The following is a 15411-nucleotide window of genomic DNA, read 5'->3' on the forward strand; positions in this document are numbered from 1 at the left end:
GTCAGTACTGCTTCGCGATCGCCTCGAGCATCCGCTCCAGGGTCTCGTGCGCGGGCGGTTCGACGACGTCCACGATCGTCCGCGGCACGGCCAGGTTCTTCACCACGTCGTCGAAGTGCCGCGGATCGGCGGTGCGGAAGCCGAACGTCGCCGCGAGCCTCCCCAGTTCCGCGTCGCCCGTCAGCAACTCCCCGACGCGGTCGCCGGCAGCGCGCAGTGGCACCAGGGTGTGCTTCGACAGCACGGTCGGGGCCGGGTAGAGCAGCTTCATGTCCGGTCGGATCGACGAGTCGCCGCGCACCACTCGGTCCACGAACTGCGCCTCGTACGCCAGCACCAGCGGCGTCTTGCCCATGCCCGCGGACAGGTAGTCCTCGAACGGGCCCTCGGTACTGCTCTGCGTGTACCCCTGGTCCAGGAACAGCTTCGACACCGCCGGCAGCACACGCGCCTCGCCGTCGGCCGAGGTCACCACACCGCCGTTCGCGACGAACGACGTGATCGCCAGGTACATGGCCGCCGAGTTCGAGTCACGCGGATCGGTCGTGGTGACGAGCAGGTTCTTGCGCGCGGGGTAGGAGGTGTTGCCCGACAGTTGGTCCCAGCGCGTGCCCTGCGCCGCCAGCCCGAGGTAAGCCTGCACGTCGAACGTCGGATAGCCAGGCCCGGACTTCACCACGCCGACCTTCGCCAGCAGGTCGACGATCGGGTCGAACGTGGCGATGACCATCGGCGACGAGAACGGCGCGTACGTGCGGGCGGCCTTGCGGTCGCGCTGGATCTTCTCGGCGGCGGGGGCCGAGGAGGGGAACGCGAAGTCGTACGAGTCGAGGTCCGCGGTCGTCGCGATCTGCCGCGATCCGGCCGGGTCGACCTCGACCTCCAGGCCGTGCTTCGCGAACACGTCCTTGACCCGCTGGTCGGCGAAGAAGGCGAGCTTCTCCGAACCGATCACCCCGCGCACGGTCTGGAGCTGGGCGGTGTCGCCGCCCTGTCCCAGGACGATCGCGGTCACCACGCCCACCAGGAGCACCACCGCCAGGCCGATGCCGAGCGTTCTCTTCACTGTCCACCTCTGCCGGAAACCCTGTCGAGGACCAGATCCTTCGTCACTTCGACGGGTTTTCCCGGTGGCCGGTGGCAAGCGGGAGGTGAACTCTCGATGAACGGGCCGATGAGTTCCGAGCAGTCCGCGGGTCGGTAGTGGAGGAGGGACGACGAGGAGGTACAGCGATGAAGTTCGTGACGATCGGGTACGGCGACCGCGCGGGTTACGACCGCACGGACCAGGCCGTCCGCGACGAGGCGCACGCCCACGACGCGCGCCTGCGGGCGGCCGGGGTGGAGATGGGCGTCGCGGGCCCGCCCGTGCAGGTGCGCAACCACGGCGGGAACGGGACGAAGGTGGACGAGGGGCCGTTCCTGACCTCCGCGCTGCCGGTCGCGGGGTTCGCGGTGGTCGAGGCCGAGTCGCTGGAGGAGGCCGTCCGGATGGTGGAAGGGACCCCGTGCGCGGTCGCGCACGGAGTCGTCGAGGTGTGGCCGCTGCGGTCCTGACGGCGGCGCACCTCTTGTCCAGCACGGCCGGCGTCGTCACGAACGCGTCGTTCCGCCGCACGTTCGTGCCGGGCGGGACGATCTCGTCGAGCACGTCCTCGCTCAGCCGCACCCTCTGCGTCGCGAGCAGGTCGGTGGGGTGGTGCGGCTTGCTGCCGCCGAGGATCACCGACGTGACCCCGGGGTGCGAGAGCGCGAACGCCGTCGCAAGCGCGGGCAACGAGACACCGGTCTCCGCGGCGAGCTTCGAGACCTGCTCGACGGCGGCGAGCTTCGCCTGGTTGCCCGGGTCGGACATGGCGAACGTGCCGCCCCACGACGCGCGCAGGTCGAGCCCGGGCTCGCCGTCCGAGCAGAACCTGCGGCTGCTGGCCAGCTGGGCGCTAGCCGAGCAGCCAAGCGACGTCGCGCACCAGCGCGTGCCGCCAGCCCACCCGGTCGTGCCCGGACGGCGACCGGTTCGTCCGCACGGTCGCACCCGCCCGCACGGCCAGCTCTTCGACCACCGAGCAGTGCCGGTGCATCCTCGGCTCGTGCTCGCCGACGTCGAACGCCACGCGCAGCCCCGACAGGTCAGGCCCCGCGCGCAACAGGCCCGCGGTGTCGCCCCCGGCCGGGCCGTCGAGCGACAGCCCGTGCTCCGGCAGGTCGCGCCCCCACCAGAACGAACCGGACTGGCACGCCACCTTCGACACCAGCGAGGGGAAGTCCAGTGCCGCGCGGAACGCGCTGAGCCCGCCCAGGCTCTGGCCCGCCACCACGAACCGCGACAGGTCGACCGCCACGCCGTTCTCCGCGAGCAACGGCAGCAGCTCGTCCCGGACGGCCCGCCACAGCTCGGGTGAGCTGTACTCGGCACCGCGATCACGCGGCGTGGGGAGGAAGACGAGGGTGGCGGACGGCATCTCGCCCGCCTTCACCGCCGACTCGAACGCGGCCACGGCCGGGTGCACGTACATCCAGTCGTCGCCGTCGAGCAGCAGCACGACCGGCTCGCCGCCCTTGTGCACGCGAATCGTCTTGCGCCCCAACGACCCGTTCCACCGGATCCGCAACGACGGCACGTCCAGCACCTCGTCCGGCCCGACCACGGGCCAGTGCGGCTGCGGCTCCAGGTCCGGCGTCGCGAAGATCGACCGGTTCGGCCCCGCCCCGGCGGGGTTGGACGGGTCCGCGTGCTCCTCGCCGTCCGCGTCCACGAAGTAGTAGGTCACGCGCAACCGTTCCGGCAGATCGACCTCGGCCGCCCAGACCTCACCGTCGGGCAGCAGCTCCACCGGGTCCAGCACGTCCTCGAACCGCAGCGAGGCAGGGCCTCCACGCCACTCGAACCGCGTCATCGGGCCACCGCCAGCTGGTAGGAGGAGTCACGGCCGAGCAGGTCGCGGTGCGTGCCCTCGGACGTCACCGCGCCGCCGTCCAGCACGATCACCCGGTCGGCCACGTCGAGCAACGCGGGGCTGCTGGTGATCACGACCGTCGTGCGGCCGCGGCGCAGCTCGGTGATGTTGCGGGCGATGAGCTGCTCGGTCACCGCGTCGACGGCCGTGGTCGGGTCGTGCAGCACCAGGATCTCCGGGTCCGCCGCCAGGGCGCGCGCCAGCGACAACCGCTGCCGCTGCCCGCCGGACAGGTTCGCGCCCCGGTCGCGCACGGCGTAGTCGAGGCCCTCGGAGTGCAGGGCCACGACGTCGGTCAGCATCGCGGCGGCCACGGCCTCGTCCACCAACGCGCTGGTGCCTGCCGGGTCCACGTTCTCCCGCAACGTTCCCGCGAACACCTCGTGGTGCGACGGGTTCACCAGCAGGTGTTCCCGCACGCTCTCGATGGTCAGGGAGGCGACCTCGCGCTTGCCCACCCGCACGACGCCCGAGTACGAGTCCGGTGGCGCCTCGACGGACAGCACCGACACCAGTTCGGCCGCCGCCTGCGGCTGGTAGGCCGCGATCGCCACGAACTCACCGGGTTCCACCGAGAACGTGAGGTCCCGCAACGATCCGAGCGACACCCCGGAGACCTCCAGCCCGCTCTCCGGGCCGGGCACCTCCACACCGGGCGTCATGCGGGGCGGCGCCGCGAGGACCAGCGCCATCCGTTCGGCCGAGGCCCGCGCGATCATCACGTACTTGGGCATCTCGCTGAACAGCTTCAGCGGCTCGATCAGGAACTGCGCGAGGCCGACCACCATCACCAGCTGGCCGATGCCGATCTCACCCCGGAACGTCAGCAGGCCCGCCCACAGCGTCACCGCGGCCGCCAGCACCGAGTTCAGCGCCAGCGACACCCCGGCGTACACGCCGTTGACCCGCGCCACCACGATCGACTGCTTCTTCGCCTCGGTGCTCACCCGGCGGTAGGCCTGGAAGGCCGCGTAACTGCCGCCGAACCCGTGCAACGGCCGCAGGCCCGCGATCAGGTCGGAGACCTTCGCCCCGGCCCGTGCGACCTTCGCCTGCTGCACCCGGGTGTTCGCGCCGATCCGCTTCGACATCACGCTCAGGACGGTCAGGATCGCCGCCGTGCCGACGAACACGGCGACACCCAGCGGCACGCTGATCACCGCCAGCACGATCCCGGTGATCACCACCGACACCAGCGAGCTGACCAGCAGCGGCACCACCTCGATGATGTCCGCGGTCTGGTCGGCGTCCTCGGTGGCGACGGTGAGCACCTCGCCGGACTTCAGGTCGACCTGGCGCGCCACCGGCTGCAGGCCGCGGTCGGCGACCGCGACGCGCCACCTGTGCGCCTCGGTCGTGTTCGCCTTCTGCAGGATCCGCATGCCGAACCGCCACGAGTACGACACCGTGGCCATCACGAGCCCGAGCGCGAGCAGCGCCAGCCCGAGCGAGCTGAGCCGCCCGCCGCGCAACGCGTACTCGACGATCACGCCGAGCAGGATCGGCACGGCGGTCTCGGCGGCCTGGTAGGACCCCATGAGCAGGGTCCCGGCCGTCATGGCCCCGCGGTTGCGGCGCAGGGCGACCCGCAGGATCTCCCTGCCGGTGCGGACTTCAGGATTCGTCAACGTGGCGCGCAATCGCTTCGGGGGTGGAGAGGGACAGCAGGTCGCGGATCGTGACCACGGGACCGAACTCGCGGCGCAGCAGGCCGATCAGCCTCACCGCGAGCATCGAGTGCCCGCCCAGGTCGGTGAAACCGCTCGCCATGCCCACCTCGTCCTCGTCGAGATCGAGCGCCTCCGCGAACATCTCGCGGACGATCGTCTCGGTCTCCGTCAGCTCGCGGTCCTCGACCTCGGTCATCAGGGTGCCCAGAGGACGGGCCTCGGGCAAGGCCGCGGTGTCCGCCTTGCCGTTGACCGTGAGCGGGATCGCGTCCACGGCGGCGAAGTGCGTCGGCCGCAGGTAGTCCGGCATGCCGGCGCCGACCTCCGCCGCGATCGACGGGATGTCGGCTCCCTCGGCCAGGACCAGGTAGGCCGCGAGCCGGTAGGCGCCGTCGACCTGCGGGTCGGCCTGCGCGACGGCCGCCACGAACCGGACGTCCGGGTGGGCGGCGAACCGGGCCTCGACCTCGCCCAGCTCCACGCGGTGACCGCGGATCTTGACCTGCTTGTCGGTGCGGCCGAGGTAGAGCAGGTTGCCGTCCGGGCGCCGGATCACCAGGTCACCGGTGCGGTACATCCGCTCGCCGGGCACCCACGGGCACGCCACGAACCGTTCCGCGGACTGCCCCGGCTGCCCGAGGTACCCCCGCGCGATGCCCACGCCCGACACGTACAGCTCACCGGCCACGCCGTCCGGGACGTGCCGCAGCCACGGGTCGAGCACGTAGACGTCGGTGTTGTCGATCGCCACACCGACCACCGGGTCGACGCAGTCGAACGTGCCGACGCCCAGCGTGTTGATCGTGTACTCGGTCGGCCCGTAGAGGTTGTAACCCACCACGCCGGGGGTGTCGGCGAGCAGCTGCCACAACGTCGGCGTGACGGCCTCACCGCCCAGCAGCACCAGCGCGGGCTTGTGCTCGGCGGCCAGCAGCCCTTCGGCCACCAGTTGCTGCGCGTAGGTCGGCGTCACGTTGATGACGTCGATCTCGTGCTCCAGGCAGTACTCGACGAGCCCGGTCGCGTCGCGGCGCAGCTCCTCGTCGCAGATGTGCACCTCGTGGCCGTCGGCGAGCCAGAGCAGCTCCTCCCACGACATGTCGAACGCGAACGACACGGTGTGCGCGATCCGGAACGTGCGGTGCCCGTGCTCGGCCAGCACCGGCTCGAAGATCCGCCGCTGGTGGTTGACCAGCATGTTCGTCAGGCCCGCGTACTCCGTGACGACGCCCTTGGGCTTGCCCGTCGAACCCGAGGTGTAGATCGTGTAGGCCGCGTGCTTGAGCCGGTTCGGGTCGTTCTCGGAGAAGGTGGTCACCGGTTCGGCGTCCGGCCACGGCTCGTCCAGCTTGAACGTGGTGCCCTGGATGCGCGGCGCCACCGCGCTCGTCGTGACGACCAACGCCGGCCGGGCGTCGTCGATGATCGCGGCGATCCGCTCGTCCGGGTGGTCCAGCTCCAGCGGCACGTAGGCCGCGCCGCAGCGCAGGACGCCGAACAGCGCGACGACCCAGTCCAGCGAGCGGGGAACGGCGAGGGCGACCGAGGTCTCGACGCCGATCCCCTTGTCCGACAACACGCCGGCGAGGTGACGGCTGCGGTCCCGGAGTTCCGCGAACGTCATCGTGTCGCCGTGCGCGACCAACGCGACTCGCTCGGGGTTGCGGTCGGCCGCCTGGTCGAACAGGTCGACCACCGTCAGATTGCCGAAGTCGTTGGCGGGGTTGAGTTCCGGCGCCGGTCCCGACCCGATCGAGCCGACCAGCCCGTCGGTGCCGGTCAGCTCGTCGAGCACGGCCAGGTAGGAGTCGAACACCCGCTGCGCGAACGCCGGATCGGTGACGTCCGGCCGGTACTCGACCTTGACGGTCAGCTCCTCGCCCGGCGTCACGACCCACGTGAACGGGTAGTGCGTCGAGTCCTCGGCGTCGTGGTCGACGATCCCGTTCTTCGCGTTGAACTCGGTGAACGTGTCGTCGTCCAGGAAGTTCTGCAGCACGAACAGGTTGTCGAACAGCTGGTCGTGGCCGCTCGCGCGCTGGATCTCGCCGAGGCCGAAGTGCTCGTGCTCCATCGAGGCGACACGGGACGCCTGGACGCCCGCGAGGAACTCGCCGACGGTGTTGTGCGGCTGGGCGGTCACGCGCATCGGCACGGTGTTGAGCAGGACGCCGACGATGCCCTCGGTGCCCTCCTCCTCCCGTCCGGAGACCGTCACGCCGAACACCGCGTCACCACGCCCGGTCTCGCGGCCGAGCACCAGCCCGAGAGCCCCGGTGACCACCGAGTTCACCGTCACGCCGTGCCGGCGCGCGGTCTCCCGCACCCGGTTCGACGCCTCGACCGGCAACGTCCGTACGATCTTGGTGGGCAGCGCGTCCGAAGTGGACTGGTCGCCGAGGAGCGTCGGCCCGGGCAGGTCCGCGAGGTGATCGGCCCAGAACCGTTGCGCGGCAACGACGTCCTTCTCGGCGAGGGTGCGGGTGTAGCTCTCGAAGCTCGGCGTGGCGGGCGTCGGGTCGACGGGCTCGCCCGCGAGGAGCGCGCGGTAGGCGTCGAACAGGTCGTCGAGCACGATCGCGCGCGACCAGCCGTCCCACAGCAGCAGGTGGCTCGTGAACAGCAGCGCGTCCCGGCCGTCCGGCAGCCGCAGGACCGTGAGCCGCACCAACGGGGGTGAGGTCAGGTCGAAGCCCGTGGCGCGGTCCTTCCCGCGCCACGCCTCGACGGCGTCGGAGTTGAGCACGTCGACCGTGCGCACCCGCGTCGGGACGGCGGTCCCCAGCACCTGCACCGGCGTGCCGCCGGAGTCGGTCTGGAAGCCCGCGCCGACGACCGGGTGCTTCGCGATCACGTGGTCGAGCGCCTTGCCCAGGGCGGTGGGGTCGAGGCGCCGGTCGAACGCGAAGAAGCTCTGGGCCACGTACTGACCCGAACCGCCGGCGAGCTCCGCCTGGAAGTACAGGCCGCGCTGCAACGGCGAGACCGGAGCGGTGTGGCGCACGGTCGCCGAGGCGTCCGCGATCCGCTCCAGGGCCAGCAGCCACCGCGCCGCGATCTCGTCCGACACGTCGTCGGTCAGCCCGAACGTGGCGCGCAACGAGCCGTGGGCGTCGACCCAGCAGTTGACCTCGACCGCGTACGGGCTCGGCCGGTTCTCGGGGTCGACGTGCAGCGCCTGCGACTCGCTGGCGCGGCCGAGGTAGTTGAACAGCACCTGCGGCCGGGGCAGCGCGGCCAGCACGGGCGCGGTCTGCGGGCTCAGGTGGCGCAGCTGACCGAACTCGACGTGCGCGACCTCGTCCGGTTGCCGGGAGACGACCTCGCGGGCCGCCTCGACGGGATCCGTGGCGGGGCCGAGCCTGACGGGAGCGATCGCGGTGAACCAGCCGACCGTGCGGGTGTAGTCGTGGTGCCCGGCGGCCGGAACGCGGCCGTGCCGTTCCAGGTCGACCACCAGGTCCGTCGGGGTGCCCTGGATCTCGGTGAGCGCGGTCCGCAGCGCGCCGAGCAGCAGTTCGGTCAGGCCGACGCCCAGGGCGTTCGGCGCCTTCCGCACGACAGCGCCGGTGATGTCGGCAGCCAGCGCGACGGTGATCTCGCGCCTTTCACCCAGCCGCGGTGTGAGCACCGGGGCGTCGAGCGTCTCGATCCACCGGCGCAGGTCGCCGCCGGACTGGGCGTTCAGCGCCAGCGCCGCCGCGTACGAGGCGAACGACGTCGTCACGGGCGCGAGCTCCTCGCCGCGCATCGCGACGGCGAGGTCCTCGAGCAGGATCATCCAGGACACGGCGTCCACCGCGAGGTGGTGCACGACGACGACCAGCGTGCCGCTGTTCTCCAGCCACGTGAACGCCGCCACGGCACCGGCTTCGGCGTCGAGCCTGCCCGCGGCCGCCTCGGCGGCCTCCTGCGGGTCGTCCGCCGACACGACGACGTCGACGTCCGCGGCCGGTTCTGTCCGCAGCGACCACACGCCCTGGTCGGTGTTCAGGCGCAGGCGCAGTGCGGGATGCGCCGCCACGACCGCGTTCGCCGCACGCCGGGCCTCCTCCAGGCTCGCGCACGGCAGTTGCCGCGCCTGGGCGAAGAGGTCGAGCGACCCGCCGAGCTCCCGCAGCCGCAACACGATCGGCGTCGGCACGACCGGGCCGTCGGAGATCTCCTCCACGACCGGGGCCGTCTGCCGCACGGGTTGCGCGGCGAACTTCTCCACGAGCGCTCGCGGGGTCTTGTGCAGGAACATGTCGCGCGGCGAGATGTGGAGCCCGAGCGCCCGCGCCCGGTTCACCACGCCGATCGCCACGATGCTGTCGCCGCCCGCGACGAAGTAGTCGGTGTCGGCGTCCACATCGGACACCGGCAGCGCGTCGCGGAAGATTTCGACCAGCGAGTCGAGCACGGAGGAATCCGCCGTGGCGGACGGCGCGGCCACGGGTGCCGCGTGCTCGCGGGCGCGTTCCCGCAGGGCGGCGCGGTCCAGCTTGCCGTTGACCGTGATCGGCAGCCGCTCCAGCGGGATGATCCGCTGCGGCACCATGTGCTGCGGCAGCTTCCCGGCGAGCAGCGACGCGATGTCGGCGGGCGGTGTGCCCACGACGTGCGCGACCAGGTGGTCGGCGGTGTCCGCCACGGTCACGGCCACGTCGGTGACGCCCGGGACCTCGCGGACGACGGCCTCGACCTCGCCCAGCTCGATGCGGAAGCCGCGCAGCTGCACCTGGCCGTCGGCGCGGCCGAGGAACTCGATCTCGCCGTCGAGGTTCCACCTCGCCAGGTCGCCCGTGTCGTACATGCGGGAGCCGTCGCCCGCGAACGGGTCGGCGACGAACCGGCTCGCCGAGAGACCCGGCCGGTTCGCGTACCCGTCCGCGAGCTGCGGACCGGCGAGGAACAGCGAACCGGTGACGCCCGGTCCGACCGGCCGCAGCCGGTCGTCGAGCACGTAGGCGCGCTGACCGGGCACGGGCGGGCCGATCGGGCAGCCGTCGGCGCGGCCGGGCTCGTAGTCGTGGTCGTCGAGCACGTGCCACGTCGTGTACACAGTGGACTCGGTCGGGCCGTAGCAGTTCGCGATCTCCGCCCGCGCGGTGCCGTACCGCTCCGCCCAGTGCCGCAACCGCTCGGGTTCCAGCGCCTCACCGCCGATGATGACCCGGCGCACGGTCGTGATCGGCTCGCTGTGCCGGTCCGCCTCGATGATCTGGTAGAACGCCGCCGGGGTCTGGACCAGGAAGGTGACGCCGCGCTCGCGCACCAGCCGGTGGAAGTCGACCGGCGAGCGGGTCAGCCCGCGGTCGGGCACCACCAGTTCGGCGCCGTTGGTCAGCGTGCCCCACACCTCCAGCACCGCGGGGTCGAACGAGAACGAGTGGAACTGCGTCACCACGTCGTCCGGTCCCAGACCCACGTCCGGCTGGATGTTCGCGAGGAACGTCACCGCGCTGCGGTGCGAGACCACGACCCCCTTGGGCTTGCCGGTCGACCCGGACGTGTAGATCACGTACGCCGGGTGCCGCCAGGTCGCCGGCGTGATCACACCGGGGCCGTCCACCTCGTCGCCGACGGCGATCACCCGCGTGCCGCCGCCGATCCGGGAGACGATCGCGGCGAAGCGGTCGCGCTGTTCGGGAGCGATGAGCAGGACCCGCGGCGCGGTGTCGGCGATCAGGTACTCGAGCCGGTCGTCCGGGTACGCCACGTCCAGCGGCACGTACGCGCCCCCCGCGGACACGACCGCGACGAGCGAGACGACCTGGTCGAGCGAGCGCGGCACGGCGACGGCGACGCGGTCGTCCGGCCCGACGCCCGCGTTGGCGAGCGTGCGTGCGAGCCGCGTCTTCGCCTCGGCCAGTTCGCCGTAGGACAGGCTTTCGGAGGTGCCGTCGATGCGGCACAGCGTCACGGCCCGCGACTCGGGCGCGCGGCCGGCGGCGGCGTCGAACAGTTCGGCGAGCGTCGCGGCCTCGACCGCGGCGGGCTCGTCCTTCCGAGGCGTGGGGACGTCCTCGCCGGTCAGCAGCGCGGTCAGCGTGCCGGCGAACGCCTCCACGATCCGGCAGGCACCGGCGGGACGGATCACGGCGGTGTCGTGGATCAGGTTGAACCGCACGGAACCGTCGTGCCGGCGTTCGACCACCAGCGTCAGCGGGTAGTGCGGCGCGCCCTCGCCGTCGACGCGCTCGATGCCGAACGACTCGCTGCGCAACGAGGTCACGTCGGCCGAGACGTCGAACACCACGAGCGTGTCGAAGAGCGCCCCGGCGTTCGCGAGCTTGCCGATCCTGGACAGCGACACGTGCTGGTGCGGCAGGACCGCGGTCTGGTGTTCGCGCACGGCGTCGAGCAGCTCGCGCGCGGTCGTGCCGCCGGACCACCTGGCGCGCACGGGGATGGTGTTGATGAACAGGCCGACGAGCTCGTCGATGCCGGGCACGTCGGCGTCGCGGCCCGACACCGTCGACCCGAACACGACGTCCTGGCGGCCCAGGATCCCGCCGAGCGTCACGGCCCACGCGCTGTGCACGGCGACGCTGAGCGACACCCCGGCGGCGCGCACCCGTTCGTCCACATCGGACGGGGCGTCGAGGTGCATGTCGGCGAACAGCCTGGACGGCGTGTGGTCCGGCACGGTGATCGACGGACCGGGCAGGCCCTCCAGCTCGCGCGCCCAGACCCGGTCGCTCTCGCCGGCGTCGCTCTCGGCGAGCCACCGCACGTAGTCGGAGTAGCTGCCGCGCACGTGCACCGAGCCCGGCGCGTCGTATTCGGCCAGCAGCGCGCGCAGCATCGGCGGCACCGACCAGCCGTCGGCGATGATGTGGTGCACGGTCTGGATCAGCACGTACCGCCGCGGCGCGGTGAGCACCAGCGTGTAGCGCATCAGCGGACCGGCGGCGAGGTCGAAGCCGGCGACGCGGTCGCGTTCGGCCAGCTCGCTGATCTCCTCGTCGGACATGCCCTGGCCGTTCACCGTGGTGAACACGGGCCGGACACCGGACTCCAGCACCGACACGACCCGGCCGTCGGCGAGGCTCGCGAACCGCGCGGCCAGGTTCGGGAACAGCTCGAACACCCGCGTCGCGGCTTCCTCGAGCCGCCGGGCGTCGACGGCGCCGGTCAGCGTGAGCAGCTGCTGCTCGACGTACCGGTGCGCGGAGTCGTCGTCGAAGACGGAGTGGAAGTACAGGCCTTCCTGCAACGGCGTGAGCGGCAGGACCTCGCGCAGAGCCGGGGAGTCCAGGGCGTCGACGTCGGCCTGGGTCAGCGGCACCAGGGGGAAGTCGCTGGGGGAGTGGCCACCGGCGGTGAGCCCGGCCAGGCCTTCGAGCGCGGCGACGAAGTACTCGCCTATCGTGGTGATGTCGGCGTCGGTGAACACGCCGGCCGGCCACGACAGGACGGTGACCAGCTCCAGCTCGCCGTCGGCGCCGGGTTCGGCGGAGGCGTTGAACTCCAGGGCGCGCGGCAGCCGCATCGCCGGGTCGCGCTTCTCGCCGAGCTGACCCGCGTTCTCCGCGAGCTGCCAGTCGCCGGTCGTGCCCCCGGCGAACCGGCCGAGGTAGTTGAACAGCACCTGCGGGCGTGATGCGTCGAAGCTCTCGTCGTGCAGGTACTTCAACGCGCCGTACGAGACGCCGTTGCTCGGCACCCGCGCGAGGTCCTCCTTCACCCGCTTCAGGGCCGCGGCTAGGTCGTCGACGTCGACCGGGTCGACCGTCACCGGGAACAACGTCGTGAACCAGCCGACCGTGCGCGACAGGTCCGGGTCGCGCGGCACGAACCGGCCTTCGCGACCGTGGCCCTCCAGCTCGACGTGCGCGAACGTCTGGTCCTGCCCGTTGTCGCGGCGCCAGCGGGCCAGCGCGACCGCGAGACCGGTCAGCAGCACGTCGTTGACCTTGGCGTGGAACAACGCGGGCACGTCACCGAGCAACGCGGCGGTGGCCCGGGAGCCGACCGTGACGGTGCGAACCTGTTCCGCCGCAACGACATCCGCCTCGGTCAACTCGCGCCGACCGAGCAGCTGGTCCACGCCCGGCAGCGGGCGCTCGTAGTACGCGCGGTCGTCCTCGAACGACGCCTGCTCCAGCAGCTGCGTCCAGCGCCGGAACGACGTGCCGACCGGGCGGGGCTCGACCGGAGCACCGGACGAGATCTGCTGCCAGGCCAGGGCGAGGTCGTCGAACAGGATGCGCCACGAGACGCCGTCGATCACGACGTGGTGGATCACGAGCACGAGCTGGCGGGCTTCCGGACGCCAGACAGCGCGCAGCATGACGCCCGCGTCCGGGTCCAGCCCCTCGGTCGCCGCGGCGACGCACTCCTCCAGGGAGGCGTTGCTCTCCAACCACGACGCGGACCCGTCGGACGGGATGTCGAACGACCAGCGTTCGCCCCGGACGAGTTTGGCGCGCAGCATGTCGTGCCGCGCGACCAGTGCGTCGAGGATCCGCGTCAGGGCGTCCGAGGTCAGCTCGGCGGGGGTGTTGAGCACGACCGACTGCACGAACCCGTCGATCGCGTCGGTGGTCTCCCCGAGCCACTGCACGATCGGCAGACCCGCCACCGGACCGGTCGGCGCGTCGTCGTGGTCCACCGCCGTTGCGCCGTCACGGGAAGCGACCGCTGCCAGCGCGCGCGGAGTCCGGTTCGTGAAGATCTGGGTGGCGGTGACGAACACGCCTTCCGCCCGCAGCGCGGACAGCAGCGAGATCGCGAGGATGCTGTCGCCGCCCAGGTCGAAGAAGTCCTGGTCGGCCCCCACCTGCTCGATCCGCAGCACGGACGCGACGGCGGCGCAGATCACGGCCTCGTCGTCGGTGGCGGCCTCGGTGATCGGACCGGTCTCCACGACCGGTTCCGGCAGCGCGCGGCGGTCGAGCTTCCCGTTGGGCGTCAACGGGAACTCGCTCATCACGACGACGTGCGCGGGCACCATGTACTCGACGAGGTTCTCGGTCGCCCACTGCTTGACGGCGTCCGAGGTCAGTTCCGGGTCGGACGGCACGACGTACCCGACGAGGTAGTTGCCGCCCGCCGAGTTCTTCCGCACCACGACACAGGTGTGGCGCACCCGCGGGTGCTCGGCCAGCGCGAGCTCGACGTCCTCCAGCTCGAGCCGCATGCCGCGGATCTTGACCTGGTTGTCGACGCGGCCGAGGAAGTCGAGCGATCCGTCCGGCGCGAACCGCGCCAGGTCTCCGGTCCGGTAGAGCCGGGATCCGTCTGTGGCGAACGGGTTCGCGACGAACCGCGACGCCGTCAGGCCAGGCGCGTTCACGTAACCGCGCCCCAGCAGGAACCCGCCGATGTACAGCTCGCCGCCGACACCGACCGGGCACGGCCGCAGCTGGTCGTCGAGCACGTAGAGGTCCGTGTTCGGGTTCGCCCTGCCGATCGACGTCGACAGCCGCTCGGCTTCGCCGCGGTAGATGACGTGCGAGACGCCGATCGTGGCCTCGGCCGGGCCGTAGCCGTGGTACATCGGGATGTCGAGGCGCGTGCGGAAGCGCTCGTACAGCTCGGGGGTCAGCACCTCGCCGCCGCACCACACGTGCCGCAGGCTCCCCAGTTCGCCCTCGCCCGCGATGTTCAGCAGCACGTCCAGCATCGACGACACCAGGTACACGAACGTCACGCGGTGGCGGTCGATCGTGCGCAGCAGGTGGTGCGGGTCGCGCTCGCCGCCGGAGCGCACGACGACGGTCCGGCCGCCGCACACCAGCGGCAGGAAGATCTCGTTGATGGAGATGTCGAACGACAGCGGCGCCTTGAACAGCGACGCGTCGGAGTGTCCGAAGTGGAGGATCTGGTGCACCTGCCACAGCAGGCGTTCGCTGATCGCCTCGTGCCGGATCATCGCGCCCTTGGGGCGGCCGGTCGAACCGGACGTGAACATCACGTACGCGAGCTGCGCGCCCCGGATCGCGACGTCGGTGGGATCATCGGAGTACTCCGAGAAGGCCCAGTCGGAGAGGTCGACCGCGACGGCTTCCGGCTCGTTCTCCTGGCCACTGCCCAGCGTCAGGACGACCTGGGCGTCGGTGATCACGGACTCGCGGCGCGAGGCCGGCCACTGCGGGTCCAGCGGCACGAACGCGGCCCCGGCCTGCAGGACCGCGAGCAGACTCACGACCATCTCGGCCGAGCGGGGGAACGAGATGCCGACGACCTGTTCGGCGGTGACGCCGCGCTCGGCCAGGTGGCGCGCGAGCTGGTTGGAGAACGCCAGCACCTCGCCGTAGGTGAAGGAGCGGTCGTCGTCGTTGATCGCGACGGCGTCCGGGCGCTGCCGGGCCTGCTCGCGGAACAGTTCCACGATGCTCGGGCGCTCGCGCGGGAACTCGTTGTCGTTCCAGCGGGCCAGTTCCGCGAGGCGTTCCTCGACCGTCTGGGACGTCAGCGTGCCGATGGCGCGGTTCGGGAACTCGGCCAGGCCGTCCAGCACGCGCTGCGCCTCGGCGAGGCCGACACCGTCGGGAACGGGGATCGCCCATCCGTCGGGCCGTTCGGCGACAGCGGAGTTCTGGCCCTTGTCGGCCCACACGAGCACGTCGTTGAACAGCGTGGACGGGGTGAGCTCGAAGCCCTCGACCGCGAGGGACGGGTCTGCCCAGTGGTGCAGTGCGACGGCACTCGCCACGGCGATGGTCCGCTGCGGGTACTCACCGGCCCGGCGCCGGACGGAGGCGATCCGGGCGGTCGAAAGAAGTACGTCACGGTCGGCCATCTGTTCCATCGACGACTCAGCCATCCCTTCACGATCGGTGAAGGTAGCCTAA

5 protein-coding genes and 1 pseudogene are annotated in these 15411 nt (G+C 71.6%); 1 reads left to right on the plus strand and 5 read right to left on the minus strand.

The annotated features are described in order from the left end of the window. Window position 1: 1 nt before the first annotated feature. Entirely contained in the window at window positions 2-1066 is a 1065-nt protein-coding gene (locus ND450_RS03175; protein WP_253324654.1) for a hypothetical protein, read from the minus strand. Window positions 1067-1233: 167 nt separating this feature from the next. On the opposite strand from ND450_RS03175, the gene ND450_RS03180 reads away from it, so the two are divergent. Continuing rightward, window positions 1234-1557 (plus strand): YciI family protein, encoded by a 324-nt coding sequence (locus ND450_RS03180; RefSeq protein WP_253324655.1) that lies wholly within the window; start codon window positions 1234-1236, stop codon window positions 1555-1557. Between the two features lie 91 nt (window positions 1558-1648). On the opposite strand, the pseudogene ND450_RS45955 reads toward ND450_RS03180, so the two are convergent. The 4 genes and pseudogenes from ND450_RS45955 to ND450_RS03195 all read right to left on the minus strand — a co-directional run. Further along, window positions 1649-1855: pseudogene (locus tag ND450_RS45955) on the minus strand (aldo/keto reductase); the annotation flags it as partial. Between the two features lie 85 nt (window positions 1856-1940). Then, window positions 1941-2897 (minus strand): alpha/beta hydrolase-fold protein, encoded by a 957-nt coding sequence (locus ND450_RS03185; protein ID WP_253324656.1) that lies wholly within the window; start codon window positions 2895-2897, stop codon window positions 1941-1943. After that, window positions 2894-4585, minus strand: a complete 1692-nt coding sequence (locus ND450_RS03190; RefSeq protein ID WP_253324657.1) for an ABC transporter ATP-binding protein — start codon at window positions 4583-4585, stop codon at window positions 2894-2896. Before ND450_RS03190 ends, ND450_RS03185 begins: the two co-directional genes overlap by 4 nt. Beyond that, entirely contained in the window at window positions 4572-15383 is a 10812-nt protein-coding gene (locus tag ND450_RS03195) for a non-ribosomal peptide synthetase (protein WP_253324658.1), read from the minus strand. Before ND450_RS03195 ends, ND450_RS03190 begins: the two co-directional genes overlap by 14 nt. Window positions 15384-15411 lie beyond the last annotated feature (28 nt).

The sequence above is a fragment of the Lentzea sp. HUAS12 genome (genome assembly GCF_024125735.1).
GTDB classification, from domain to species: domain Bacteria; phylum Actinomycetota; class Actinomycetes; order Mycobacteriales; family Pseudonocardiaceae; genus Lentzea; species Lentzea albida.

Excerpts from the sequence above, each read along its gene's own strand:
- ND450_RS03185 (WP_253324656.1), bottom strand. The coding sequence starts at position 2,897 with ATGACGCGGTTCGAGTGGCGTGGAGGCCCTGCCTCGCTGCGGTTCGAG.
- ND450_RS03180 (WP_253324655.1), top strand. The coding sequence starts at position 1,234 with ATGAAGTTCGTGACGATCGGGTACGGCGACCGCGCGGGTTACGACCGC.
- ND450_RS03195 (WP_253324658.1), bottom strand. The coding sequence starts at position 15,383 with ATGGCTGAGTCGTCGATGGAACAGATGGCCGACCGTGACGTACTTCTT.